Annotated in this window: 24 protein-coding genes; 12 read left to right on the top strand and 12 right to left on the bottom strand. The window is 66.3% G+C overall.

Going from position 1 to position 25,556, the window contains the following annotated elements; all coding sequences use genetic code 11:
• Positions 1-45 precede the first annotated feature (45 nt).
• The 4 genes from U7114_RS02095 to U7114_RS02080 all read left to right on the top strand — a co-directional run bounded on the left by U7114_RS02095 (position 46) and on the right by U7114_RS02080 (position 4,337).
• Positions 46-462: an acyl-CoA thioesterase gene (locus tag U7114_RS02095; protein WP_157242675.1), complete on the top strand. Its 417-nt coding sequence runs from the start codon at positions 46-48 to the stop codon at positions 460-462.
• 89 nt (positions 463-551) lie between these two features.
• Positions 552-785: a PLDc N-terminal domain-containing protein gene (locus U7114_RS02090; protein WP_321215449.1), complete on the top strand. Its 234-nt coding sequence runs from the start codon at positions 552-554 to the stop codon at positions 783-785.
• Positions 786-856: 71 nt separating this feature from the next.
• Positions 857-3,088, top strand: coding sequence for an McrB family protein (locus tag U7114_RS02085; RefSeq protein ID WP_321215450.1), 2,232 nt, complete (start codon positions 857-859; stop codon positions 3,086-3,088).
• Positions 3,075-4,337, top strand: coding sequence for a 5-methylcytosine restriction system specificity protein McrC (locus tag U7114_RS02080; protein ID WP_321215451.1), 1,263 nt, complete (start codon positions 3,075-3,077; stop codon positions 4,335-4,337). The genes U7114_RS02085 and U7114_RS02080 overlap by 14 nt, the downstream gene beginning before the upstream one ends.
• On the opposite strand, the gene U7114_RS02075 is transcribed toward U7114_RS02080, so the two are convergent.
• Positions 4,315-5,970 carry a sensor histidine kinase gene (locus tag U7114_RS02075; protein ID WP_321215452.1) on the bottom strand — a complete coding sequence of 552 codons (1,656 nt, stop codon included), beginning with the start codon at positions 5,968-5,970 and terminating at the stop codon, positions 4,315-4,317. The genes U7114_RS02080 and U7114_RS02075 overlap by 23 nt on opposite strands.
• Positions 5,971-6,065: 95 nt before the next feature.
• On the opposite strand from U7114_RS02075, the gene U7114_RS02070 reads away from it, so the two are divergent.
• Complete coding sequence (locus U7114_RS02070; protein WP_323056446.1) at positions 6,066-6,833, top strand: response regulator transcription factor; 768 nt, start codon at positions 6,066-6,068, stop codon at positions 6,831-6,833.
• Here U7114_RS02070 and U7114_RS02065 read toward each other — a convergent pair.
• The 4 genes from U7114_RS02065 to bioB all read right to left on the bottom strand — a co-directional run bounded on the left by U7114_RS02065 (position 6,806) and on the right by bioB (position 9,703).
• Entirely contained in the window at positions 6,806-7,216 is a 411-nt protein-coding gene (locus U7114_RS02065) for an Hpt domain-containing protein (RefSeq protein WP_157238984.1), read from the bottom strand. The two genes, U7114_RS02070 and U7114_RS02065, sit on opposite strands and share 28 nt — an antisense overlap.
• 271 nt (positions 7,217-7,487) lie before the next feature.
• Positions 7,488-7,916 carry a very short patch repair endonuclease gene (locus U7114_RS02060; protein ID WP_104996940.1) on the bottom strand — a complete coding sequence of 143 codons (429 nt, stop codon included), beginning with the start codon at positions 7,914-7,916 and terminating at the stop codon, positions 7,488-7,490.
• Between the two features lie 19 nt (positions 7,917-7,935).
• Positions 7,936-8,370 (bottom strand): pyridoxamine 5'-phosphate oxidase family protein, encoded by a 435-nt coding sequence (locus tag U7114_RS02055; RefSeq protein ID WP_157238983.1) that lies wholly within the window; start codon positions 8,368-8,370, stop codon positions 7,936-7,938.
• 316 nt (positions 8,371-8,686) lie between these two features.
• Positions 8,687-9,703, bottom strand: a complete 1,017-nt coding sequence (bioB, locus tag U7114_RS02050) for a biotin synthase BioB (RefSeq protein WP_323056445.1) — start codon at positions 9,701-9,703, stop codon at positions 8,687-8,689.
• Between the two features lie 214 nt (positions 9,704-9,917).
• On the opposite strand from bioB, the gene U7114_RS02045 reads away from it, so the two are divergent.
• The 4 genes from U7114_RS02045 to U7114_RS02030 all read left to right on the top strand — a co-directional run bounded on the left by U7114_RS02045 (position 9,918) and on the right by U7114_RS02030 (position 14,628).
• Positions 9,918-11,645 (top strand): hypothetical protein, encoded by a 1,728-nt coding sequence (locus U7114_RS02045; protein WP_321215456.1) that lies wholly within the window; start codon positions 9,918-9,920, stop codon positions 11,643-11,645.
• Positions 11,646-11,838: 193 nt separating this feature from the next.
• Positions 11,839-12,492: a DUF6318 family protein gene (locus tag U7114_RS02040; protein ID WP_321215457.1), complete on the top strand. Its 654-nt coding sequence runs from the start codon at positions 11,839-11,841 to the stop codon at positions 12,490-12,492.
• 431 nt (positions 12,493-12,923) lie between these two features.
• Positions 12,924-13,436 (top strand): hypothetical protein, encoded by a 513-nt coding sequence (locus U7114_RS02035; protein ID WP_321215458.1) that lies wholly within the window; start codon positions 12,924-12,926, stop codon positions 13,434-13,436.
• A 121-nt stretch (positions 13,437-13,557) separates the two neighbouring features.
• Positions 13,558-14,628, top strand: a complete 1,071-nt coding sequence (locus U7114_RS02030; RefSeq protein ID WP_157238979.1) for an alkene reductase — start codon at positions 13,558-13,560, stop codon at positions 14,626-14,628.
• Between the two features lie 217 nt (positions 14,629-14,845).
• Here U7114_RS02030 and U7114_RS02025 read toward each other — a convergent pair whose 3' ends face one another.
• Positions 14,846-15,163: a hypothetical protein gene (locus U7114_RS02025; RefSeq protein WP_157238978.1), complete on the bottom strand. Its 318-nt coding sequence runs from the start codon at positions 15,161-15,163 to the stop codon at positions 14,846-14,848.
• Between the two features lie 131 nt (positions 15,164-15,294).
• Between U7114_RS02025 and U7114_RS02020 the strand changes: the two genes are divergently transcribed.
• The gene (locus U7114_RS02020) at positions 15,295-17,706 is read left to right on the top strand and encodes a Tex family protein (protein ID WP_323056444.1); all 2,412 of its coding nucleotides are present in this window, start codon (positions 15,295-15,297) and stop codon (positions 17,704-17,706) included.
• Between the two features lie 115 nt (positions 17,707-17,821).
• Entirely contained in the window at positions 17,822-18,142 is a 321-nt protein-coding gene (locus U7114_RS02015) for a hypothetical protein (protein ID WP_157238977.1), read from the top strand.
• Here U7114_RS02015 and U7114_RS02010 read toward each other — a convergent pair.
• From U7114_RS02010 to U7114_RS01995, 4 genes are all read right to left on the bottom strand, one after another.
• Positions 18,139-18,846 carry a DUF2071 domain-containing protein gene (locus U7114_RS02010; RefSeq protein WP_323056493.1) on the bottom strand — a complete coding sequence of 236 codons (708 nt, stop codon included), beginning with the start codon at positions 18,844-18,846 and terminating at the stop codon, positions 18,139-18,141. The genes U7114_RS02015 and U7114_RS02010 overlap by 4 nt on opposite strands.
• Before the next feature lie 108 nt (positions 18,847-18,954).
• Complete coding sequence (locus tag U7114_RS02005) at positions 18,955-19,350, bottom strand: DUF1622 domain-containing protein (RefSeq protein WP_323056443.1); 396 nt, start codon at positions 19,348-19,350, stop codon at positions 18,955-18,957.
• Between the two features lie 72 nt (positions 19,351-19,422).
• Positions 19,423-20,283, bottom strand: a complete 861-nt coding sequence (locus U7114_RS02000) for an SDR family oxidoreductase (protein WP_323056442.1) — start codon at positions 20,281-20,283, stop codon at positions 19,423-19,425.
• 3 nt (positions 20,284-20,286) lie between these two features.
• Positions 20,287-21,207, bottom strand: a complete 921-nt coding sequence (locus tag U7114_RS01995) for an MSMEG_6728 family protein (protein ID WP_157238974.1) — start codon at positions 21,205-21,207, stop codon at positions 20,287-20,289.
• Between the two features lie 156 nt (positions 21,208-21,363).
• Between U7114_RS01995 and U7114_RS01990 the strand changes: the two genes are divergently transcribed.
• On the top strand, positions 21,364-21,954 hold the full coding sequence (locus tag U7114_RS01990; protein ID WP_157238973.1) for a hypothetical protein: 591 nt from the start codon (positions 21,364-21,366) through the stop codon (positions 21,952-21,954).
• 183 nt (positions 21,955-22,137) lie between these two features.
• Here the strand turns inward: U7114_RS01990 and U7114_RS01985 are convergent, their stop codons facing one another.
• Entirely contained in the window at positions 22,138-22,773 is a 636-nt protein-coding gene (locus U7114_RS01985; RefSeq protein WP_323056441.1) for a transglycosylase family protein, read from the bottom strand.
• 171 nt (positions 22,774-22,944) lie between these two features.
• Positions 22,945-25,521 carry an excinuclease ABC subunit UvrA gene (locus U7114_RS01980; RefSeq protein ID WP_323056440.1) on the bottom strand — a complete coding sequence of 859 codons (2,577 nt, stop codon included), beginning with the start codon at positions 25,519-25,521 and terminating at the stop codon, positions 22,945-22,947.
• Positions 25,522-25,556: the final 35 nt, after the last annotated feature.

Genomic DNA, 25,556 nt, shown 5'->3' with positions numbered 1-25,556 from the left:
CAGCCAGAATCCGCGGGCGGCCGCCGGATCGAGGTCCTGGTGCCCATGCGCTGGGGTGACATGGACGCGTACGGGCACATCAACAACGTCCAGATCGTCCGGATGCTGGAGGAAGCCCGGATCGCGGCCTTCGGCCCGCCCCGGGGCGCGGGGCTGCCCGGCATCGAACCCCACGTCTCACTGTTCAACGATGTCCCGGACGGAACCATGGCCCTGGTGGTGGACCACAAGATCCGGTACGTCAGGACCCTTGAATACCGCAACGTTCCGGCCGTGGTCCTGGTGTGGATCGGGGCCGTCAAGGGGGCCAGCTTCGATATCCACTACCTGGTCCAGGATCCGGTCACCAGGGAGGACTGCGTGAAGGCGAGCAGCCACCTGGCGTTCGTGGACGAGGCCACAGGCCGGGTCCAGCGGCTTACCCCTGAACAGAAGGAACGGTTGGCTCCGTTCACGGCCTGAGCCGGACTGCGGGCGCGCAGGGTACCGCCACCCATTGCGCAGCGGTGGCCCGCACCGGAAACTGAAACCCCAACCAAGGAGCAGAGAACATGGCACAGAAAAAGACCTGGAAGGACATGCCTCCGTCTGCCAAGGCCGGCACCATTTTGGTGGGCATCGCTCAGGTGTCGCTTCTGGTGGCAGCGCAGCGGGACATCTCCAAGCGCCCTGCTGCGCTGATCAACGGTCCCAAGGCGGCGTGGCGGGCGGCGTCCTTCATCAACTTCATCGGTCCCATGGGCTACTTCATTTTCGGCCGGAAGAAGCCCGTCAAGGCCATGTAGGGAGCCAAGCGGGGACGGCCGTTCACAGTCCGTTGAGCGCCCGTCCAGCTTGACCCTGTAAATTTGAATCCATGACCCCCGCCTCCACTGCTGCCATGACCCGCGCCCTCGGCATATCAAAGGAGATTGAGGACGCAGCCTGGTTCGTTTTGGGCCCGGGGCTGCTGGGGAAACCGTCCGCCCTTGATGGCCGCACACTGACCTGGACGGCCGATGCGGCCGCTGAGCTTCTGGAACGGCTGGAACGCGGGACGCCGGACCCCAAGGCCCCCATGATGACCAACCTCCGGCAGAACCTGGAGGGGGCCTCGCGGGAAGCGAAGCAACTGGCCGTCGAACTGTTGTTCCTGCAGTCCCTCCCGCTGGCCCATGAGGTGAAGTCACTGAAGGTCAAGCGCGCCCGCGTGGCCGAGGCCGCCTCCTGGCTGGAGCCCCCGCTGGAGCTTCCGGAGGAGCTTTACGAGGGCATGACGGACCATGGTGTCATCAGGGACCGGACGGCGGAGTTCAACTGGACCATCTGGGACCACCTGAAATGGCTGTGCCGGTTTGTGCAGCACGTGGACCAGCAGCCCACGGCGTCCATCGCGGCAGCCCTGCAGGACCCGCTCGAGTTCCACCGGCTGGCGGCCGCCACACCGGGCGACCAGCCCGCCATCCGCCGCAGCATCGAGTTCCTCACCTGTCCCAGCTACTTCGAGCCCGTGGTGGCGGACGTGGAGCGGCAGGAGATCCGGGACGCCTTCGCCTCGCTGGTGGGCGGCGCGAAGGGGGACGCCGAAGAGGACGTCACCGCTGACATCCACCGCATCCGCCTTCACCTTGACGAGCAGGCCGGCCAGCGCATCGACTGGTACTCCCGCCAGCTCGTCAGCCAGTGGCGCAAGGTGGGCGACCCCGGCCGGCGGGCCTGGCTGCTGCGCACGCACAGCGACAACACCGAGCTCCTCACAGCCTGGCAGGGCGAGGAGAAGGCGACCCTCGACGTCGAACATCTCCGCCTGCTGGACCCCGGCGTTACCGCAGGGCTGGTCCAGCACGCCGTGGACGAGGACTACAAGCACCTCGGCTACGTGGAGCGGGAGGACACCAAGACTGCTGTCTTTGCCTTCCTGACGGTCATGAAGCCGGGGGACCTGGTGCTGTACCAGCACGCCGGCACCGTGAGCCTGGGGGTGGTGCTCGGGGAGCCCGAACACAACGACGACAACCGGCGCCTGCGCCGCAAGGTCCGCTGGTTCGACGAGGGACACACCACCACCAGCCTGCCGCGGCACGTCCAGCGGCAGCTGGCCACCGCCGGAATCGTCGTGGACGTTACCAAGGTGGTGCAGGCGCTGCAGGCGCTCCTGCCGGCCGAAGCGGAAACAGAGCCCGACGGCGATGCTGAAGCTGCCGCCGTCGTGCCTCCCGTCCAGGAGGGCTTCCGCCCGCTGACCCGCGAGTTCGCCGACTCGCTGCACATGGAGCTCGAGCCGCTCCAGGAGATCGCCGAGCTGCTGGAGGAGAACCGCCAGCTGGTCCTGTATGGGCCGCCGGGGACCGGCAAGACCTACCTGGCCAAGCACCTCGCCGCCGAACTGGCGGATGACACCACGGACGAGCGGGTCAAACTGGTCCAGTTCCACCCCTCCTACGCGTATGAGGACTTCTTCGAGGGATACCGGCCGGACAAGACCGACGAAGGCCAGGTCTCCTTCAAGCTGGTGGCAGGGCCGCTGCGCCGGCTCGCGGAGGAAGCGGCGAAGCCCGGCAACGAAAACAAGCCGTACTTCCTGATCATCGACGAGATGAACCGCGCCAACCTGGCCAAGGTGTTCGGCGAACTGTACTTCCTGCTGGAATACCGGGACGACCGGATCTACCTGCAGTACAGCCCCAACGAGCCGTTCACGCTGCCGGACAACCTCTACATCATCGGCACCATGAACACGGCAGACCGTTCCATCGCCATGATGGACGCCGCCATCCGCCGCCGGTTCTCCTTCATCGAGCTGCACCCGCAGACCGAGCCTGTGAAGGGCTCCCTGCTGCGGTTCCTCCAGGCCCGGCAGCTCGACCTCACGCCGGCGCTGCTGCTGGATGCCCTGAACAGTGCGATCGACGAGTGGGACCGGGACCTGATGATTGGCCCGTCCTACTTCATGAAGCCCGCCGCCCAGACCCCCGCCGGGCTCCGCCGGATCTGGAAGTACGAGCTCATGCCGCTGCTGGAGGAGCACTACCACGGCCAGCTGACCCGGGCGCAGCTGGAGGAGCGCTTCGGGCTGGACCAGCTGCTGGGACGCCTTGCGGCCCGCTGACCCCGGCACGTCTGTCCGGCACCTGGTGCTGGATGAACTGTCCCGCGGCATCGTGGAGCGGCTGGACCCGGCCAGCGCGTCCTTCCTGAATTCCAGCGGCCTGGCCAAGGCATCACCCATGGGCCTTGGGCTGTACCGGATCGAGCCGGTGGGCAAGGTGGGTTCGGTGCGCACGGCCACGGTGCAGCTCGACGTGCGTCCCAAGGACCGGCTGGGGCTCAGCCGGCTCCTGTTCCTGCTCAGCTACGCCGGCGAGCAGGGCTTCCGCCCCGATTCGGTCTCAGCCGTGGAGGACCGGGAGCTGTGGAGCGCGCTGGCGGAGTCGCTGGCGCAACTGGCCGAACGTGCCCTGGGACGCGGCGTCCTGCAGGGCTATCTCACCGTGGATGAATCGCTCCGGACGGTCAAGGGACGGATCAGGATTTCGGACCAGATTTCCCGGCGGCCCGGCATGCTGGTGCCCCTGGAGGTGTCCTACGACGAGTTCACCGAGGACATTGCCGAGAACCGGATCCTGCGCGCCGCGCTGGAACGGATGGGCCAGGTGCCGCGCGTCCGCCCCGAGGTGCTGAGCCGGCTGCGCCAGCTCAAGGGAAAGCTCGACGCCGTTACGCGCCTCCCGGCAGGAGCACCGCTGCCCCGGTGGAAAGCCACCAGGATGAACGTCCGCTACCACGCGGTCCTGCGCCTGGCGGAGCTGATCCTGCGCAACGCCTCCGCGGAAGCCGGGGAGGGCAAGCAGCAGACGGCCTCGTTCGTGGTGGACATGGCCCAGGTGTTTGAGGATTTTGTGGGCACGGCGCTGCGGGAAGCGATGTCCGCCTACCCGGGCGAGCTCCGGCTCCGCTTCAATGCGCTCCTGAGCGAGGCGGTGCATGACGCTGACCGGCTGTCGGTGCGCCCGGACGCCGTCCACCTGCTCGGCGGCCGGCCGGTGGTGGTCTACAACGCCAAGTACACCGCGGCTTCGGATACGGGTGCTTCCCTGACGGCGGACCACTACCAGATGCTGGCCCACTGCACCGCGCTGGCGGTGCCCACCGCATGGCTGGTCTACGCCGGGGCCGGGGAAATGAAGCTCCGCCGCATCCTCAATACGGACATCGACATCGTGGAATTCCCGCTGGACCTGTCCAGGCCGCCGTCGGAAATCCTCGCGTCCGTCCGTGAACTCGCGCGCCAGTCCTGGGGCGAGGTGGTCCGGGTTTCAACAGGTGCCGAACAGGTTACACCGGAACCCGGAACGTAAAGGTGGTCCCCTCGCCGAGGGTGCTGTCCACACCGATGGTTCCGCCATGGGCCTCGATGATCGCCTTGCTGATCGGGAGGCCGAGGCCGACGCCGGGGATGGCCGTCCGGCGGACCGTGCTGGAGCGGAAGAACTTGGCGAAAACCTCGGAGGCGTCCTCGGGGCTCATGCCCATGCCGGTGTCGGTGATCCGGCAGGCCAGATGCCCGTCCTCCTGCTCCAGGGAGACCAGCACGCTGCCGCCGTCCGGGGAGTACTTGATGGCGTTGGACACCAGGTTGTCCAGGACCTGGGAGATCCGGGCGCCGTCCACGTGGGCCTCAAGCCGCTCGGGGGTCTGCGCCTGCAGCACCACTCCCGCCGCTGCCGCCCGGGGCGTGGCCGAGGAGACGCTGGACCGCACCAGCTCGGCGACATTCACGGCCTCCGGCGTGACGATCAGCTGCCCGTTGCGGCTGGACAGCAGGTCCGAGACCAGGGTCAGGAGCCGCTCGGAGTTCCGGCGGATGACCTCGAGCATCTCCCGCTGCGCCTTCGCCGGTTCGTCAGCCAGCAGGAGTTCCACGTAGCCCAGGATGGAGGTCAGCGGCGTCCGGAACTCGTGGGAGACGCTGGCGACGAACTCGTCCTTCGCCGTCAGGGCGTTCACCAGGTCCGTCACGTCGCTGAACGCGACCACCGAGCCGGCGAAAGCGCCGTCGTCGTCCTTCATGGCCCGTGCGGTGGTCACGACGGCGCGCTGGTCGCTGCCCGAACCCAGCCACACCAGGTAATCCGTAAAGGTTTCGCCCAGGACGGCGCGGCGCACCGGACGTTCCTCCACGGGAACCAGCGTTTTCCGGTCCGCCCCGAACACCAGCAGCTGGGACTCGTTCGGGTCGGCTATGTCCTTGGGCCGGGCCAGTTCGTGGTTTGCCCGCTGCTTCCTGTTCATCAGGACATCGTGCCCGTCCGCATCCACCGCGAGGACGCCCAGGTGGACAGTTTCCAGGACGGCATTCAGCAATGCCTCCTGGCGCTGGCTGGTCCGAAGGTTGGCCTGCAGCTGGGCGTCCTTTTCCTCAAGTTCCTCCTGCTGCCGCATCATGCTGAGGGTCAGGACACTCACGGACGCGCCGATTCCGAGCGCTATCACAGGAAGCAGCAAAGAGCGGGCCAGGTCCTGGGGCGTAAAGTCCCCCTTCAGCAGCAGCGGAACCCAGATGATGGCCAGCGGCCCCAGGAAGGACAGCCACAGCGCGGCCCGGGGATGGTATCCGGACGCGCACAGCCAAATCACCGGGAAAACGGCCAGCAGGCTGATGCCCGCCAGGCTCTCCTGCCCGCCCTGCCGGCCCACCCCGATGGAGACAAAGTCCAGCAGCGGAATGGCCAGGAAGCTCGTGTAGGGCAGCCGCTCCCAGGGAACCACGTAGCAAAGGCCCATGATGGCCAGCTGGGAGATCACGAAGGCGGCAAAGAGCGGATTGTCCATGGTGCCCGGGAAGAAGGCCCACACCAGGAACACCGTCAACAATGTGGTGATGAACAGCGGCATCTGGCTCAGCCCCACCCGCTGGGTCAGGCTGTACTCGTGAAAGGGCCGCCGGAAGAACCTCAACTTACCCGAAGCCCACGCCACCGGGGCGGTCATGGCGTGCACACGTAGGGGAGCGGGGTGAGTGGAGCCATACCAGCAGGATATCGGCAGCCAGCTATACTTCTGACGTCGGCTGCTGAGGGGGCGCTATGAGTGATGCACGAGTGGGACTGGTCATCGAGGATGACCACGACATCCGGGAACTGGTACGCACGGTGCTGTCACAGGCCGGTTTCGAGGTGAGCGTTGCCAGCAGCGGGGCAGAAGGCGTCCTGATCGCCAAGAACCTCAGCCCGGACGTTATCACCCTGGACCTTGGGTTGCCTGACATCGACGGCTTCGAGGTTTCCCGGCAGATCCGTGAATTCTCCGATGCCTACATCGTGATGCTCACGGCCCGCACCGAGGAACTGGACACCCTGATCGGACTGGAGTCCGGGGCCGATGATTACCTCACCAAACCGTTCCGGCCCAGGGAGCTGCGTGCACGCATCGCAGCGATGATGCGCCGTCCCCGTTCCGTCCCGGACCCTGCCGACGCGCTGTCCGGGGACAACCCGGCCGAAGCGGGAGCCCATCCCGAGCGCGGCAACTTCAGCCACAACGGGCTGGAACTCAGCTACTCGTCCCGGACCGTGGTTGTTGACGGCAAGGAAATGAACCTGACCCGCACGGAATTCGAACTCCTGCACGCGCTCCTGGAAGCGGGGCGGACCGTGCGGACCAAATCGGACCTGGTGCGGCGGCTGCGGGACGAGGATTACGACGTCGGCAGTTACATCAGCGAGGCCGACGAACGGTCCGTCGAGGTGCACATGGGGAACCTGCGGAAGAAGCTGGGCGACTCGCCCCAGAAACCGCGGTGGCTGCAAACCGTCCGGGGAGTTGGCTACCGGCTCGCGCCGGAAGCGCACTGAGCCTGAAGGCGGTGCGTCGTCTGCCGGCTGCAATGGTTGATCGGCCGCAGGAAGGCGACGGCCAGCCGGGGCAGGAGGACGGCCACGTCAGCCTTGCTGGCCTCGGTACGGATTTCGCCCTCCAGTTCCATGGCCAGGCAGGCCAGCCGCTCCGCACCCACCATCTGGCTGGCGGTCTTCAGGCTCAGGACCGCGTCCACTGAACCTTCCAGGTCGCCGGTGGTCAGGGCAAGGCGGAGCCGCCCAATGCGTTGCGGCAGGAACTCGATAAAGTTCCCCACAAAGACCCTGCAGTATCCCTCATCCTCTTCGAGTTCTTCGCGGAGCCGGTCGAGAACGGACTGGTCCACCAAGGGCCGGGGGGCATCATCGGCGGCGCTCATGGCGGTCCTTTCGGCGGGTGCGGTCCATTCCTGGAGGTGGCGTCTAAGTGGGGCTCGGATGTCACATCAGGTTAGGTCTGTTGCCTTGGCGGGGCAGGTTTTCCCGAAGAGAATTGTGCGTTTCTTGATGGGACTGCAGTTGTTCCGAAGCGGCCTGGAACACGGACCTGATGTCCTACCTTTCCTGCCCGGCCGGACCGGCTTCAGGGCTGCCCTGCTGGCGCGTCGGAGCTAAGCGCGGAGGGCGCTGGCAACGGTGCCTGGTGAGGGGTCATCGGCGGGTTTCCAGGAACTGCACCAGCTCCGCCTCGAGGGCCGAACTGTCTTTGAGCTCGCACTCCCACACCGTCAGGACGTCCCAGCCGGCCTCCTCGAGCAGGCGGCGCTGGCTGGCATCCCGGTCGCGGGTCCTGGTGCGTTTGGCGGCCCAGAATTCCGCGTTGGCCTTCGGCGCATGCTGACCGGCCCGGCATTCATGGAAGTGCCAGAAGCAGCCGTTGATGAAGATGACTTTGCGGCGGCCGGCGAAGACCAGGTCCGGGTTTCCGGGCAGGCGGGTGCTCCCGGACCTGCCGTGCAGCCGGTACCGGTAGCCCTTGGCATGGAGGAGCCTGCGCACCAGCAGCTCGGGCTTGGTGTTCTTGCCCCGGATCCGGGACATGTTCCAGCTGCGCTGCTCGGGGGTGAGCTTGTCCGCCATGCTCAGAATCCAGGAGCTCCTAGATTTCCCGTTCGGGCTGTTCGCCGAACTGGAAGTGGCGGCCGCTGACGGACGTGGGTTCAATTTCCACGTAGAAGTCCTTCAGCGTGGGAACCCAGGTTTTCAGGCCCAGTTCCTCCACCGCCGCCAGTTCCGCGGAGTTGCTCAGTACGCGTGCCTTTCCGCGCAGCACCACGGACCATGCCTCCTCGGAGAGGATGCCGTCCGTTTCGAAGAGGACAGAGGAGTTAATGGTGAGCTGGGCAAGTTTGTTGCCCGGCGCCGTCCTCAGGTAAAGCTTCCGTGCGGAGGTGACGTAGTTGACCGGGAAGATGTCCGGTTCACCGGCAACCGATACCACGAGCCGTCCGTGCTTGGTTCCCTCCAACAGCCGCCAGGACTGCTCGTCGTCGAGTTCCAGCACGGGTTGTCCATCTGCATGTTCAAACATCATGCAGCCATTCTTCTACGTTATGTAGAAATATTCCAGAGGTTTGATGAATTTACTCCTGGTGATGAGGTGGCCGTTCCGTGCCGGGAGCAGGTTGCCCGCCAGGCTAGGGGCGAGACCTGCACTTTCAGGCGGCGCCCGCACTCCGGGCAGTAGCGTGGCGGTTCCAGCTGCAGCCGCGCGGCACACACCTGGTGGAGGGCGCGGCCCGGGCGGGCGTCCGACGGCGGGGTGCCGCCGCCGTCGGACGTTGCCTTCCTGAGGGGCTTGCCGCAGAGGGCGCAGAAATTCGCGCCGGCAGGATCGTTCGGCGGGGTGCTCATAAGGTCTTCTGGAGTTCCTTGATGGGCATGTTGAGGTCCACCAGGAGGTTGAGGTCGGCGGCTGCCGGGCGGCCCAGGGTGGTCAGGTAGTTGCCGACGATGACCGCGTTGATACCGCCCAGGAGTCCCTCGCGGGTGCCCAGGTCGCCGAGGGTCAACTCGCGGCCGCCGGCGTACCGCAGGACCGTGCGGGGCATGGCGAGGCGGAAAGCAGCGATGGCCCGGAGGGCGTCCTTGCCGTCCATGATCTGCTGGTTTTCCAAAGGGGTTCCGGGCCTGGGATTAAGGAAGTTCAGGGGGACCTCATGCGGCTCCAACGCGGCCAGCTGGGCCGCCAGCTCGGCCCGCTGCTCAAGTGTTTCGCCCATGCCGATCAGCGCTCCGCAGCACAGTTCCATTCCGGCGTCCTTGACCATGGCGCACGTCTCCAGCCGCTCCTCGTAGCTGTGGGTGGTGACCACCTGGGGGAAGTAGCTGCGTGCTGTTTCAAGGTTGTGGTTGTAGCGGTGCACGCCCCAGCCGGCCAGCTGGTCCACCTGGCGCTGGGTGAGCATGCCGAGGGAGCAGGCGATGTTGATGTCCACTTCCTCGTTGATGCGGTCGATGGCGAACTTGATCTGGTTCATGAGCTTGATGTCCGGCCCCCGGACAGCTGCCACGATGCAGAACTCGGTGGCCCCGGTGGCCGCGGTTTCCTTGGCGGCCTTGACCAGCTCCGGGATGTCCAGCCAGACGCCGCGGACCGGGCTGTCGAAGAGTCCGGACTGGCTGCAGAAGTGGCAGTCCTCCGGGCAGCCGCCGGTCTTGATCGAGATGATGCCTTCCACCTCCACCGCCTCTCCGCAGTGCCGGAGGCGGACCTGGTGGGCAAGCTCCAGGGCGGCCGGGACTGCGTGGTCGGGAAGCCGGAGAACCTCCACCAGCTGCGCTTCCGAGAGGCCGGTTCCGCCCTCCAGGACCTGCCGCCGGGCGGTCTCGAGGATGGGGTATTCCGCGTGGAATGGCTGAGTCATCATTGCAGTCCTTTGTTTTGGGCGGGGCCTCCTAGACGACGGTAATTCGGTGGCTGCTCCCCGTTTTTGTGGCAGGGCAACAATGCGGGGCGGCCGAGGTTGTTAACAGGGGCGGTCAAATGCTTAACGCTGCCGAAACAATGCGGTGACCGGCCTGTCGATCTTGCTGGATAGCGTCGCATCAGGCCCTTTAGCAACGAAAGCGAAGCACATCATGAGCAACGACAAAGAAACAACGCAACTGCTGGAACCGCCGGCACAGCCCGGCGCCGCCGTCGTCGGAAGCGCTCCCGCAGCCAGCCCGGCGGCCAACGCTGCGGCGCTGAACGCCACCAAGGAAAGCCTCGAGGACTACACGCTCCGGTTCGCGCCGCGCTCCTACCGGAAGTGGAGTGCCGGCGTGGTGGCCACCAGTGCTCTGGGCGGCATCGCCTACCTGGCGGACTTCTCCATCGGCGCGAACATCGGCATCGCGTACGGCACTGTCAACGCCATTTTCGGCATCCTGGTGGCCGCCGTGATCATCTTCGCCACCGGCTTCCCGCTGGCCTATTACGCGGCACGCTACAACATCGACCTGGACCTCATTACCCGCGGTTCGGGCTTCGGCTATTACGGGTCTGTGGTCACCAACGTCATCTTCGCGACGTTCACCTTCATCTTCTTCGCCCTCGAAGGCTCCATCATGGCCCAGGGCCTGGAGGTGGGACTGGGGATTCCCCAGTGGCTGGGGTACGCGGCATCCACCGTGATCATCATTCCGCTGGTGATCTACGGGATGAACACCCTGGCCAAGCTGCAGGTGTGGACCACCCCGCTGTGGCTGCTCCTCATGGTGGTGCCGGTGGGGTACCTGCTGGTCTCGCACCCGGAGAGCATCGACACCTTCTTCGCCTACACAGGGGAATCGGGCGACGGCGGCCCGAACCTTGCGTCCGTCATGCTGGCTGCCGGCGTGTGCCTGTCCCTGATGGCGCAGATTGCCGAGCAGATCGACTACCTGCGCTTCATGCCGCCGCGCACTGAAGCAAACAAGGGGGCGTGGTGGCGCGCCGTTATCCTGGCGGGGCCGGGCTGGGTGATTTTCGGGGCGGTCAAGCAGATTGTTGGCCTGTTCATTGCCATCTACCTCATCGCCACGCTGGATCCCGCAGCCTCTGCGACTGCCAACGAGCCGGTGCACCAGTTCCTGGGCGTCTACCGGGAGATGATGCCGGCCTGGCTGGCCATGACGCTCGCCGTGGTGCTGGTGGTCATCTCCCAGATCAAGATCAATGTCACCAACGCGTATTCGGGCTCCCTGGCGTGGACCAACTCGTTCACGCGAATCACCAAGACGTACCCCGGCCGCATGGTGTTCGTGGTGGTCAACCTGGCCATTGCCCTGGTTCTGATGGAAGCCAACATGTTCGACTTCCTCAACACCATCCTCGGCTTCTACGCCAACTGCGCCATGGCCTGGGTGGTCACGGTGGCGTCCGACATCGCCATCAACAAGTACCTGCTGAAGATTTCACCCAAGGTTCCTGAGTTCCGCCGCGGCATGCTGTACGCCGTGAATCCGGTGGGCTTTGTGTCGATGCTCGCCTCCGCCGGAATTTCGATTGCCGTGTTCTTTGGTGCCTTTGGCTCCGCGATCCAGCCGTTTTCGCCGATCTTTGCGGTAGGCCTTGCCCTGGTCCTTCCGCCGGTGCTGGCGCTGGCCACCCGCGGACGGTACTACCTGCGCCGCACCGACGACGGCATCGACCTGCCGATGTTCGACGCCGACGGGAACCCTAGCGACGCCAGGCTCCTGTGCCACGTGACCGGCATCGAGTTCGAGCGCCCTGACATGGTCCGTTCCGCGAAAGACGCTGCCGACGGCGGCCCGCAGTATGTTTCTTCGCTCGCGTTGTCCACGGACAAGACAGGGGAGCTGGTGCTGCCGCCACAGAAGTAGCTATTCGCTGCAATAGGGAAAGCCGGTTCCTATGTGCCGGCTTTCTTTATGACTTTTCCCCGGGCTGTTGGTGGTGGTAAAACTCGTGGCGGGGCAGCTGTGGATAAGTTTGATCGCTGAATTGTGACCTGGGCTACCCTTAAGTCATTGTCCGGAGCAAGCCGTCTTGAAACTACTGGGGGATTAGCGGCCCATGACATCACAGAACGTCCCTACGTCCTGGCGAGCCCGGTCCAGTGCCGCCGCGTTCATCGTTGCAGCGGGGCTGACACTCGCCGGCTGCGCGGGTGGCGCCCCCGCAGACCCCGGCGCGTTGTCCTCCGCGCCGACGGGCTCGCCGACGTCCAGCCCTTCGGCCACCCCGGCCCCGACCCCCACCGCCGTGTACAAGCCGGCTGACGCATCCGGGCCGGCCCAAAACGTCCCAGTCCCCGTGCTGCCCGAGGTGGCAAAGACAGAGACGAAGGAGGGCGCTGAGGCGTTTGCGAAGTATTGGTTCTCAATTCTGGGCTACGCATATGAGACGGGTGACACTCGCGCGTTATCCAAGTTTTCTAAACCTGAGTGCGCATTCTGCCAGGGCCTCGTGGATGACATCGACGCTGCTTGGGCTGAAAACAAGTGGATTTCTGGCGGTCAAATAGAAATTCCGGTGGCAACCGCGAAGCCTGCCACTGACGGCTCTACGCAGGTGGTCCTTCAAGTACTACAGAAGGAACTGGTCATCCACAACCAAGACGGGAGCCCATATCAAGAAAAGACCCCCGCAACGAATGCGGGAAGCGTCGCAGTAATGAAGTACGCCGATGAAGGATGGGTGGTCAACGACCTAGGGTTGATCCGTTAGCCATGGGTTACATAGGCAAGATCCTCACAATTCTCGCCTGCTGTGTGTTGCTTCTGACGACGTCTTTGTTGACTGCCCACGCGGAAGACGGGGCGGATCCAAAGCCACGGATCGGTGGAGGCTTTGTAGACACTGGGCTTCAAATGGGGGCGGATACTTGGATAACTGATCCTGATACTGGCGAATTTCGTCGTGCTGAACCCGGCAGTGTCAACACGGACCCCAACGAGTACAAGTACGAACTCCAATGCCACCTCGGTGGGGGAGACTTCGACACGCCCTGCCTCGCGCGGCAGCTTGAGTGCAAAAACGGTCCCGGGGGTAAGGAAGGCATTCCCGTCACCTGGCTCTCCCGGCCCCGAGGTGTACCCGGCGCTGTTTGGGCTCATCACTCCGGCCCTACGTGCCTATTCGACGCCAGACCCGAGGACTTGCTGCCCAGGATCGCTGCCGACATCCAACGGCAGTTCCAAAGCCTTCCGGTCAACGCCGGGACCGTGGTGGCCCAACCGAGTCCCCACACGCTGAGGGGTGCCGAAACCAACTTCTACGCGGAGGCAGCTGAACAGCAATTCGACGTCACCATGTTCGGGCAGGAGGTGCACATTGTCGCCACCCCGGTCCAGTACACCTGGAACTACGGGGACGGCACCGTGTTCGGTCCCCAGCCGTCAATGGGCGGACCATTGCCGCAGGACCGCTGGGGCGAGAAGACCCGGACGAGCCACGCCTACGGAGCCACGGGGGACTTCCAGGTAGTGCTGACCACCACCTTCCAGGGAACGTACTCGGTCAACGCCGGGCCGCCCCTGCCGATTCCCGGCCAGGGCCAGTTCAACGCTCCTGCCCAGACCATCAGCGTGTGGCGCTCGCTCACCCGAAACTACGCCGACGACTGCAACGCCAATCCCCAGGGCCAGGGCTGCCCGGGCGCGCCGCGGTAGGGGGTCAGCAAGGCAAGCGTTGCCCGCGAACCTGCTGTGATTCCCATCGCAACCGGAATAGCCGCGGGTGGTTCCCGGTTGGCAAGGACAGTACGTCTTCAGCCTTCGAAAGGAACTGCGCATGCTGTTTTCCCCTCTCACCCTCGGCGAACTTGAACTCCCCAACCGGCTGGTCATGGCGCCCCTGACGCGGCTCCGCGCAGGTGAGGAAGGCGTCCCCGGCCCGCTCGTCGTCGAGCATTACCGCCAGCGCGCGTCCCTTGGCCTCATCGTCAGCGAAGGAACGTTCCCCACGCCCGCCGGCCGATCCTACGCCGGCCAGCCGGGCATCGTCACCGAAGAACAGGTTGCCGGCTGGAAGAAGGTCACCGACGCCGTTCACGCCGAAGGAGGCCGCATGTTCGCACAGATCATGCACGGCGGCCGCGTCTCGCACCCGGACATCACCGGCGGGCTCGCGCTGGTGGCTCCCAGTGCCGTCGCCATCGAAGGCGAAGTCCGCACGCCCCTTGGCAAGCAGCCCTACCCGGTGCCGCATGCGCTCACCACGGATGAGCTGCCCATGGTGATCCAGGAGTTCGTGAACGCGTCGCTCAACGCCATCGAGGCCGGCTTCGACGGCGTCGAACTGCACTCGGCCAACGGCTACCTGCTGCACGAATTCCTGGCGCCCAACTCCAATGTTCGCGACGACAGCTACGGCGGCTCGCCCGAGAACCGTGCCCGGTTCGTCATCGAAACCGTGAACGCCGTGGTGGCCGCCGTTGGCGCCAACCGCGTGGGCATCCGCATCTCCCCCGAGCACAACGTGCAGGGCATCGCTGAAACTGATGCCGCCGACGTTCGTGCCACGTATGAGGTGCTCGTGGACAGCATCGCACCGCTCAACCTTGCCTACCTGAGCATCCTGCACCACGAGCCGTCCGGGGAGCTGGTCCAGGATCTCCGTGCCCGCTTCGGCGGGACCTTCCTGGTGAACACCGGATTCGGCGTGATCACCACCCGGGATGAGGCCGCGTCCCTGGTGGCAGACGGTCTCGCCGACGCCGTGGTGGTGGGCCGCCCCGCCATCGCCAACCCGGACCTTGCCCGCCGCTGGAAGGAAAGCCTCCCGCTGAACGAGCCGGACCCGTCCACGTTCTACGCCGACGGTGCTCAGGGATACACGGACTACCCCGCCTACCAGAACTAGAACAAGGCTTAACGACGACGGCGGCACCCGGCTTTGGGTGCCGCCGTTGCTGGCTGCGCGGTGTGCTGTCCCGGCAGCTGGCGCCGAAGGCCATCCGACGGCCTCCGGATCACACTGTTAATTTGGCCCGCCGGGCCCTCAGGGATGCCGGCGGTGATCAGATGCTACTCCATCGAATGGACTTTTGCTAGGCCTGATTTTCGGCAAGCGCATGCCGCTAAAGCACGGCCTCCCGGCCGGTTCCTTCCCTCATCACCAGCCGGCCGTCCTCGATCGAAACCAGCACGCTTTTAGGCTTGCCGGTGACCTTTGTGATCGCCTTAAGCCCCCGGTTGGTCACCTCCACGCCCACCTGCGCGCCCTTCGCCGGCAGCTCCACGGACACCTCGTTGGCAATGCCCAGAATCGGGTTGGTGGACACACCGAGGTCCCGCCGTGCTTGTTTGCCGTTGACCGTCACGGTGATGTTGGCCTCCTCGAACCCCTCCTGAAAGACGATAAGCAGTTCCCGCATGGTGGCCTCTTCCTCGAGCATTGGGCGCTTGTGACGGCACCTCCACTACAGCACTTTGCGGGCGGGAGCGGAATACCTTTGCGGGCCGTGCCGGTAAGCCTGCTGCTGAATCGGCAGTGGAGCCGGGCAAGCCCGTAAGGCAAGATGTTCTGGTGACTCAACTGCCGCAGGCCCCGTCCGCTCCCTCCCCGTCCACGAAACCGGACGATGCCATCTACTCGCAGATAGCCGCAGAGCTGGGTGTCAAGGCCTGGCAGGTGAAGGCGGCTGTTGAACTGCTCGACGGCGGATCCACAGTGCCGTTCATCGCCCGCTACCGCAAGGAGGCCACGGGGACGCTCGACGATACCCAGCTCCGCGAGCTCGACGAACGGCTCCGCTACCTCCGCGAACTTGCCGACCGCCGTCGTTCGGTGCTCGACGCGATCGAAGCGCAGGGCCAGCTGACTCCCGAGCTGGCGAAGGCCATCCTCGCCGCGGACACGAAGTCCAGGCTTGAAGACATTTACCTGCCGTTCAAGTCCAAGCGGCGGACGAAGGCACAGATTGCGCGGGAAGCCGGCCTGGAGCCCCTGGCGGATGCCCTGCTCAAACGGCCGGACCTGGACCCGGAACGCGAGGCCGCCAAGTACCTCAACTCCGGGCACGCCATCGCCGACGCGGCTGCGGCCCTCGCCGGGGCACGCGCGATCCTTGTTGAGAGGGTGGCCCAGGACCCTGACCTCGCGGCCACCCTGCGCGAGCGGCTGTGGACGCAGGGCCGCATGGTGTCCCGCGTGAAGAAGGGGAAGGAAGTCGACGGCCAGAAGTTCGCCGACTACTTCGAGTTCGCCCAGGCGCCCGCCGGGATGCCTTCCCACCGCGTCCTCGCATTGCTCCGCGGCGAGAAGGACGGCGTCCTTGAGCTCGACCTTGCCGAGGCAGATCCAGCGGACGACGACGGCCTGGCCGCCGCGCGCTCGCGGTACGAGGCCGCGGTGGCCAGGTGCCTCGGGGTCACCGACCGTGGCCGTCCCGCCGACGCGTGGCTGGTCCAGACTGCGCAGGTGGCGTGGCGGTCCCGGGTGCTGTCCCGGCTGACCGCGGATCTCCGCGGCAAAATGTTCGCTGCCGCCGAGGATGAGGCCGTCCGGGTCTTCGCGGCCAACCTGCGCGACGTGCTGCTGGCCGCCCCGGCGGGGAACCGGGCCACGCTCGGGCTGGACCCGGGACTGCGCACCGGCGTCAAAGTGGCTGTGGTGGACGGCACCGGCAAGGTGGTGGCCACCGACACCGTCTACCCGCATGCGCCCGCCCGGAAGTGGGACGAAGCATTGGCAACCCTGGTGCGGCTGGCGCGGCAGCACGCCGTCGAACTTATCGCCATTGGCAACGGCACGGCGTCGCGGGAAACGGACAAACTCGCGGCCGAGCTGATCAAGCGGCTGCCGGAAGTGGACCGGAAGCCGCAGAAGCTGGTGGTGTCCGAAGCGGGTGCGTCCGTCTATTCGGCCTCGGCCCTGGCCGCTGCTGAACTGCCGGGGATGGATGTGTCCCTTCGCGGTGCGGTCTCCATTGCCCGCCGTCTCCAGGACCCGCTCGCCGAGCTGGTGAAAATCGACCCGAAGTCCATCGGTGTGGGCCAGTACCAGCATGACGTGACGGCCTCGAAACTGGACCGCAGCCTGGACGCCGTGGTGGAGGACTGCGTGAACGCCGTCGGCGTGGACGTCAACACCGCCTCGCCCGCGCTGCTCAGCCGGGTGGCCGGCGTCGGGCCCTTGCTGAGCGAAAACATTGTGGCCTACCGGAACGAGCACGGCCCCTTCGCCAAGCGCACGGACCTGAAAAAGGTGCCGCGGCTCGGTGCCAAGGCGTTCGAGCAGTGCGCCGGCTTCCTCCGGATCACCGGGGGAGCGGAGCCGCTGGACGCATCCAGTGTGCATCCGGAGTCCTACGCGGTGGCGCGTAAGATCCGGGCTGCCGCCGGTTCCGCGCCGGCCTCCTCCCTGGACCCGCGCGACTTCGTGGACGATACGTTCGGTCTGCCCACGGTGCAGGACATTCTGTCCGAGCTGGACAAGCCCGGCCGGGACCCGCGTCCCGCGTTTGCGGCCGCGACATTCTCCGAGGGAATCGAGAAGATCTCAGACCTCAAGCCCGGAATGGTGCTGGAAGGAACGGTGACCAATGTTGCTGCGTTCGGCGCGTTCGTGGATGTGGGCGTCCACCAGGATGGCCTGGTCCACGTCTCGGCGATGGCCAACCGCTTTGTTTCCGATCCGCGGGAAGTGGTTAAGTCCGGCCAGGTGGTGCGGGTGAAGGTGCTGGAGGCGGATCCTGACCGGAAGCGGATTTCGCTGACCCTGAGGCTCGACGACGAACCCTCCGTTGGAGGGGCGGGCTCGAGGCGCGCCGGCAACAGTTCACGAACCCAGGGACGCGGCAGGGAGAAGGGCGGAAATCCCGCACGGAATATGCCATCGCCGGCCCGCTCGTCCGCGGCCCCGGCGCCTGTTAGGAAGGAAGCCCCTGTCAACACGGCCATGGCTGAGGCGCTGCGGAAGGCCGGCCTGGACAAGTAGCCGCTTCCGTGACGGTCAGGCGAGGGTAGCGGTCGGTTGACGTGGGAAGACACGTCCGGAGCGGCTCGGCCTCGGCCGACTTTCGGCGGCAGGGGGTTTCTGCAAAGGTTGCTTCATGACTTATTTCCTGGAGTACACGATTCCCGCCGCGCCCGACGAAGCCGAGTTTGAGTTTCCCTATGATGAGATCAACCCCGGGACCACTATTCCGTTGTCGGAGACCGATGCGGAGGTGGTGCACGCCCCGGAACTCCCGGCCAGGACCGGCATCGTCGCTGCCACCGTTCCCGAAGCGAAGCTTGAGGCTGAGCAGCTGATCCTGCACAGCCGGGCCTCTGAAGGTTCCCTCTACTTTGACCCGTCCAATTCCCTGCAGGCCGGAGTTGGAACGCTCGTTGCCACGTTCAGCGAAGGCCGGGGCTGGCAGGACGCCTAAGTGCCCGTAGGCTGGCCGGGGCTCCCCACCAGCCTTGGCCGTCCGAACTGGGTCCGCACGCCAGGCGAAAACAGGACAGATTCAGGCGGCCCGCTCACCCTGATACCCGCTGAAGCAATCAGTTCATCCTTCACATGGTGCAGCGTGGCAGAGCACAGCGGCCATGGCTCGTGGGTGTTGGGAATGTAGATGCTCCGGCCCCGGAACATGCCGTGCATGCCAAACCTCGCCGTCAGAAAGACCGATAACGGGTCGTCGACGGCGGCACCGGGCCGGGGTACGACGGCGAAACTGCTCCGTGCCCCTTGCCCGAAGCGCCTGACCGAAAAGCCGGGGGCGTCATTGTCCGGCGAGTCCGGCTCCGCCTGCGAATACCGGATCCGCGACCACACGTAGGGAATTCCCGCTGCCCGGGCCGCCAAAACCACTGGCAGCCGGTCCGCGTCCAAGCTCAGGAAGACCACGCCCCGGGTTCCGTCGGGTTCCCGCGAGTAGAGGCGCACATTGACTTCATTGAAGCTGCCCAGATACGGGATCCGGGGGCCGTGTCCAAATCCGGCGTTCTTCATGCGGAAACCGATAAGCCCCACCCACGAACTGCCGTCGAAGACGTCCGGCTGCACTCCAGGGGGCATGAATCGGGCAGCTACGTTTTCCGGGAGGCGCCAGTGAAGGAAGATGGCGTCGGCCCACCGCTGGTCCATGATGCGGGGCAGTGGCAGCTCAGGCGGGGTGGGCCAGAGGCCGGCGGCGCTTGGATGGGTGTCCACGTGCGAAGCCTACCGGAGGCGGCCGGCCGTTCACGCTGGCGCTTATTCGGCGGCGGCGCCCGCAGGATCGCGGGCCTCCCGGGACTCCTTCTGCCACGGCCAGCGCCCGGTGATTTCCAGCTCCAGCGAGAAACTGAGGAACGTCCGGATCAGAACGATGACGGCGAGAACGCCGACACTTTCGAAGGTTGGGGTGACGGCGACCGTGCGGATGATGTCGGCGGCCACCAGCAGTTCAAGGCCCAGGAGGATGGACCTGCCCAGCAGCTGCCGGTAAGAGCGGTACAGAGTCAGCTTTTCGGCGCCGGCGGGCAGTCTGCGGGGCTGGTGGCCGCGAAGCGCGAGGGGGATGGAGATGAGCGCCCCGACCACCATCACGGCCACCCCCGCAAAATCGACAAATTCGCCGACCGTTTCAATGATGTGCCGAAAATCCATGGTGTACGCCTTCCTATGTGCCCGAGGCCCAAGCTGCCAGCCTAAGCGCTGGCGCCGGTGTGCGGCCGCAATCTATGGGTGGCGTACCCCGTTGCCGGCGAGGATGTCCCGGTAGCCCTCCCGGAAAGAGGGGAACGCGAATTCGAACCCCGTGCTGCGCAGCAGGTCGTTGCGGCAGCGCTTGTTGCCGCCTCGTGCGGGCCCGGCATCACCCACGGGCGGCTCCGCAAGCCCCAGTTCCGCGGCGAGGAAGCGCAGCACCGTCCCCAGATCGGCGGGGTCGTTGTCCACGCCGACGTAGACAGGGGCCGGTTCTGGAGGCATGGTGGCCAGGTGCACGATGGCGGCAGCGGCGTCGTCGCGATGGATGCGGTTGGTGTACCTGGCATCTTCCGGGACCACGGCGGTGCCGCCCCGGACTTGGTCGATCAGGCGGGTGCGGCCAGGTCCGTAAATGCCGCCCAGCCGGAGGGACGTCGCCGTGGTCGCCGTTCCGCTGAATGCTGCCTGCAGCAGCTGCTCCGCTTCCAGCAGGACGCGGCCGGAAAACCCGCCGGGGCGGGGAGGCGTATTTTCATCCACCCAGCCGCCCCCGGCGTCGCCGTAAACCGCCGTGGAGGAAACGAAGAGCACCCGCTGCGGCCTCACGCCGTCGCGTTCCAGGGCATCAAGCACATGGGTGAGACCGTCCGCATAGGCGGCCCGGTAGGCCTCCTCCGTTGGCGAGTCGGCAGCTACCGCTATGACGACGGCGGTGGTGTCCGCCGGGACGCACGGCAGGCCGGGTGCGCTCAGGTCCGCCGCAACACCTTCGATGGCGGCCGGCAGTTTGGCGGGGGTACGGCGCCAGCCCACAACGCGGTGGCCAAGGGCGTGGAACCGCAGCCCGGCTTCGGTCCCCAGGTCACCGCAGCCGGCTAAAAGGATGGTCATTCTTTACGGCGCCTCAACCGGGAAGAACACGCGCGGGTCCTGGAGAAGGGCCGGGTAGGCAAAGGCGGTGCGGTCAATGATTTCAGTAACGGTGAAATTCCTGCCGAACCGGCCGTCCTCCAGCGTGATGGGCCGGCCCACCACCTGTCCGACCGCGAACTTCGCGCCGTGCTCGAACGGAACGGCCACCGGGGTTTTGCCCGGCAACGTCGAGAACGCTTCCTCCTGTGCGAGGCGCTTGCGGGTTGGCTTCTTGACCAGCTGCCTGGGCGGCGCCTTCCGGGGCTGCCGGGAAGGACGGCGGGATCCGTCGTCCAGGAAGACAGGGGAGTAGTCATCGTCGCCAAGAACCGCCGCCGCTGCGGCCGCGGAGCTCCGGCTCACCGGCGGAAGCGCCACCGTGTTCAGCGTCTGGGGGTCGACGTCGTGGTGCGGTGAACGGAGGATCCACAGAATGTCGCCCTCGGGCTCCTGCGGCAGGAACTCATGCTTGGGCTCCGGCCAGATGTAGTCCATCTCGGGGATGGCATCGGCGAACACTGAGCTGTAGAACTTCGGTTCCTTGCGCACCAGCTTGGAGCGGTGGCTGAGATGGAAGTCAGCATCCCCAAGCCACGGCGGCATCGGAATCTTCGCCGCATAGTCCGGGTGGGCGGCCTGCGGTGCGAACTCGGTGATGTTCGCCCGGGTGTTGTCGGGGTGGCCGCGCTTGGTCCACTCATCCACCATTGCCAGGCCGTACATGGTGAGGGCCGGCACGTAGCCCATCCACATCCGGATGGCCGGGTGGGTCTGCCAGCCGTATCCCGGAAGCACCAGGGATCGAAGCGTCTGCAGCGCCTCGACGCGCTGCTTGCCCAGCCTGGCGGTGTCCAGGGCGGCGGCGCTCTGCCGGAAATCGGGGTACGGAAGGAAGGTTTGCATCTCTTCAGTCTGACGGCACCTGGCGGATGTGCCAATTGCAGTGCCACGGGCCACATGGGGAGGTCCTGGATGTTCACATCGTGGACGCATGCATACGCCGGGGGCCTCCAGGCACTAAGATCACCGCAACCACCCCAGCGTTTTGGAAGCTCACTCATGACATCAACAGTTGAAAAAACCACCGGAACCACTCCAGCCTTCGTGCCCCGCTACGGTCAGATGCTAAGTCCGGAAGCAAAGGGCATCCTGGTCCTCGACGAGTTCACCATCGATCCTGCCGCAGCGCGCAAAGAGCAGCACCGCTTCCGCGACGGCATGGCTGCGGTCGCCCGGACCATGCGCCGGATTGCCGCCCTCCGCGTGGTGATCGCCATCGTAGCCATCGGGAACCTGCCGCTGTTCCTGCTCTCCAGCGGCTGGTGGATCTACGCCGTGTCGCTCACCCTCGTGGTGGCCGTACACGCGGCTGTTTCGTGGCTGAACCGCCACGAGCCGCGGCTCAAGCAGCGCTCCGCCCTGGAGCTGCACATGCACCGCGAACGCAGCGCCAACTACCGCAAGGTGCGCGACGCCGTGAAATACATGATCGACACCCCTGCGCGCATGAACGAGCACCTCTACCTGGAACTGCTCGCCGCAAAGCGCGTCGCCCTCAACCTGGCCCACGGCACCGTCGCCCTGCTGGACACCAGCGACGACTCCGCCTGGAAGGTACGGATCGTGCGGGAGCTGCCGGCCGCCAGCTGACCTGCCCAGGCGGTGCCTGTAAGAATTAAAGAACGACGCCGGCACGTCCCTTATGGGGGCGTGCCGGCGTCGTTTTTTGGTCAACGGAATTTGTCTATCGCCGACCTGTCTGGGGTGCCCCTGGGGGCTGGCGCCTCGCCGTGACTGGCCCCGCGGCGACAAGCCGCAGAGCCCATGCAGCCACTACGCGGGGAGCTGGAGGACCTGCCCCTCGAATACGAGGTTGGGATCAGAAATGGTGTCCGTGTTGGCGTCGGCAAGGTGCTGCCAGCCGCCCTCGACGCCAAGCTTCTGGGCCACGATGCTCAGGGTGTCGCCGGCCTGCAGCGTGTAGGTCTCGCCGCTGAGGGCCACTGTTGTGGCATGCTTTGCCACCGGCGCCTGGGCCACGGGCGCGCTTTGAACCGGAGCGGTTTGCGCGGCCTGGACCGGAGCGCTCTGGACAGGCGTTGCCTGGACTGCCCCGGTGGCGCCGCCGCTCAGGCCCAGCTGTGCGGCGCAGGACGGCCAGGCGCCCCAGCCCTGCGAGGCCTGGACCTGCTCGGCTACGGCGATCTGCTGCTCGCGGCTCGCGTCCGCGGCTGAACCGGTGCCTCCGTAGGCAGCCCAGGTGGAGGGGCTGAACTGCAGGCCGCCGGAGTAGCCGTTTCCGGTGTTGGTGGCCCAGTTGCCGCCGCTCTCACACTGAGCCAAGGCGTCCCAGGTGGAGGTGCTGGTGGTGGCGCTGGCCGCCGTCGCCGAGAGCGCCAGGCCTGCCGCGGAGATGGCGGCTACAGTGGCCCCGCGGCGTGCGGCAGTACGGAATTTGGTGTTTTTCATGATGGTGATGCTCCTGAAGGCCACCTGCGCTGCTTCCGTCCCCGGAGATCATCGCGCCACTGCCCGCCCCTGACGAATAGAGGTCACTTTCGGTGTCTGCCTGCTGGGCAGTTGTGGTGGAGGCAGCACCGGGCATTCCTTGGCCCGCCAGCAGCGGGCATGCTTTTCACGCTAGGACATCACCGGGGCGTTATCAAATCGAGATTTTCCTGGGTGTTGGCTGGTGGTTGCCTGACCGAGCGCGGCGGCCAGGTAGGAAGCGGTGCGGCTGCGGGTGGAACGCGCCACGGCGGCAGGCGTCCCGGCCGCCATGATCTGCCCGCCCTTGTCCCCTCCTGACGGTCCAAGGTCGATCACCCAATCTGCCCCCGCCACCACTGCCATGTCGTGCTCGACCACCACCACCGAGTTTCCGGCATCCACCAGGCCGTGGAGCTGGGTCATCAGCAGCTGCACGTCGGCAGGATGCAGTCCGGTGGTCGGTTCATCGAGGAGGTAGAGGCTGTGGCCGCGCTGTGCCCGTTGCAGTTCGGTAGCGAGCTTGATGCGCTGCGCCTCGCCGCCGGAGAGCTCGGTGGCCGGCTGTCCCAGCCGCAAATAGCCGAGGCCCACGTCCCTCAGGCTTTTGAGGCTCCTCGCGGCAGCAGGGATGCCGGCCAGGAAATCGGAGGCGGCGTCCACCGTCATGGCCAGAACCTCGGCGACGTTCAGGCCCCGGTACAGCACCTCAAGCGTTTCGGGGTTGTAGCGGGACCCCGCGCACTCCGGGCACGGGCCGTAACTGCCGGGCAGGAAGAGCAGTTCGACGGCGACGAACCCCTCGCCCTGGCAGGTTTCGCAGCGCCCGCCAGCCACGTTGAAGGAGAACCTCCCGGCGCCGAAGCCGCGGGCCTTGGCCTGCTCCGTGGCGGCGAATTCCTTGCGGACGGCGTCGAAAAGCCCGGTGTAGGTGGCCAGGTTGGAACGCGGGGTCCGGCCGATGGGCTTCTGGTCCACAGTCACCAGGCGGTCAATGCGGTGGCCGCCCAGGACGCTTCCCAGCTCCAGGGGCTCCGCGGCCCCGCCCTGCTCCACCGGGGTCCTGAGCCCGGAGCCGACAGCCTCGCCCAGGACTTTGCCCACAAGAGTGGACTTGCCGGAGCCGGACACCCCGGTGACTGCCGTCAGCACGCCCAGCGGGAACTCGGCATCCAGCCCGCGCAGGTTGTGCCGGGTGATGTTCTTCAGCTCCAGCCATTCCTCCGGCTCCCTGGCCCCGCCCGAACTGGAACCGCCGTGCGGGACGGAGCCGCCGTCGTCGAACAGGAAAGGCCTGGTCACTGACGCCTCGATTGCGGCGAGGCCGTCAACCGGTCCGCTGTACAGCACCTCGCCGCCGCCTTCGCCGGCCCGCGGGCCCACGTCCACCAGCCAGTCGGCCCTGCGGACCACGTCCATGTTGTGTTCCACCACGAATACCGAGTTGCCGGACGATTTCAGCTGCTCCAGCACTTCCAGCAGCGGCTCGGCGTCGGCCGGATGAAGCCCGGCGGAGGGCTCATCCAGCACGTAGATCACACCGAACAGGCCCGACCGCAGCTGTGTGGCGATCCTGAGCCGCTGCATCTCGCCCGGCGACAGGGTGGGGGTGGCCCGGCCGAGCGCCAGGTAACCGAGCCCGAGGTCCAGCAGGACCGTGATCCGCTGCAGCAGGTCCCGGGTGATGGCCACCGCTACCTCATTCGACTCTCCGGACAGCTGCCTGCGGGAGGCCGTGCCGGCGTCGTCCAGTCCAGCGGTGGGACGGACAACCTCGGCCAGCTCCACCATGGGGAGCCCGTTCAGTTCCGCGATGGTCCTGCCCGCAAACGTGACGGCCAGGGCCTCGGGCACCAGCCCCGTCCCGGAACAGCGGGGGCACGGCCCGGACTCCATGTAGGCCAGCACGCGGTCGCGCATGGAGGCGCTCTGCGAGTCGGCCAGCGTATGGAGGACGTAGCTCCTGGCGCTCCAGAACCGCCCCTTGTACGGTTTGGCCACCCGGTCGCGCTGCGGAGTCACCTCCACCACCGGCTGCTCCTCCGTGAAAAGGATCCAGTCGCGGTGTTTCCTGGGCAGCCTGCGCCAGGGGATGTCGACGTCGTAGCCCAGGTGGGTGAGGATGTCCCGGAGGTTTTTTCCCTGCCAGGCGCCTGGCCAGGCGGCGATGGCGCCGTCGCGGATGCTGAGTGACGGGTCCGGGACCAGCGAGGACTCGGTGACGGTGTGCGCGACGCCCAGGCCGTGGCATTCCCGGCAGGCGCCGGCGGCCGTGTTGGGGGAGAAGGCATCCGAGTCCAGCTGCGAGCTGCCGGCGGGGTACGTGCCCGCCCGCGAGAACAGCATGCGCAGGGAGTTGGAGAGCGTGGTGACGGTTCCCACGGTGGACCGGCTGCTGGGAGCGCCGCGGCGCTGTTGCAGGGCGACGGCGGGCGGAAGCCCGCTGATCATCTCCACCTTGGGGTTGTGCCCCTGCTGGATCAGGCGGCGGGCGTACGGGGCGACGGACTCGAAGTAGCGCCGCTGGGCCTCGGCGTAGATGGTGCCGAACGCCAGCGAGGACTTGCCGGAGCCTGAGACGCCGGTGAACGCCACGATCGCGTCGCGCGGGACGTCCACGTCAACGTTCCGGAGATTGTTTTCCCGGGCTCCCCGGACCCGGACAAAACCGTCAGCGGAAGGGGAGGGAGCCGGGTACTGCAGGTCATCAGCGTGCTTAGCGTTCTGCATTGGTTCGACTCTAGTGGTGATTCCGGCGCTGGGCA

The sequence above is a fragment of the Pseudarthrobacter sp. C1 genome (assembly GCF_034720455.1).
In the GTDB taxonomy this organism is placed as follows: domain Bacteria; phylum Actinomycetota; class Actinomycetes; order Actinomycetales; family Micrococcaceae; genus Arthrobacter.
The sequence above is the reverse complement of the archived record's forward strand: the minus strand, read 5'-3'. Positions and strand labels throughout refer to the sequence as shown.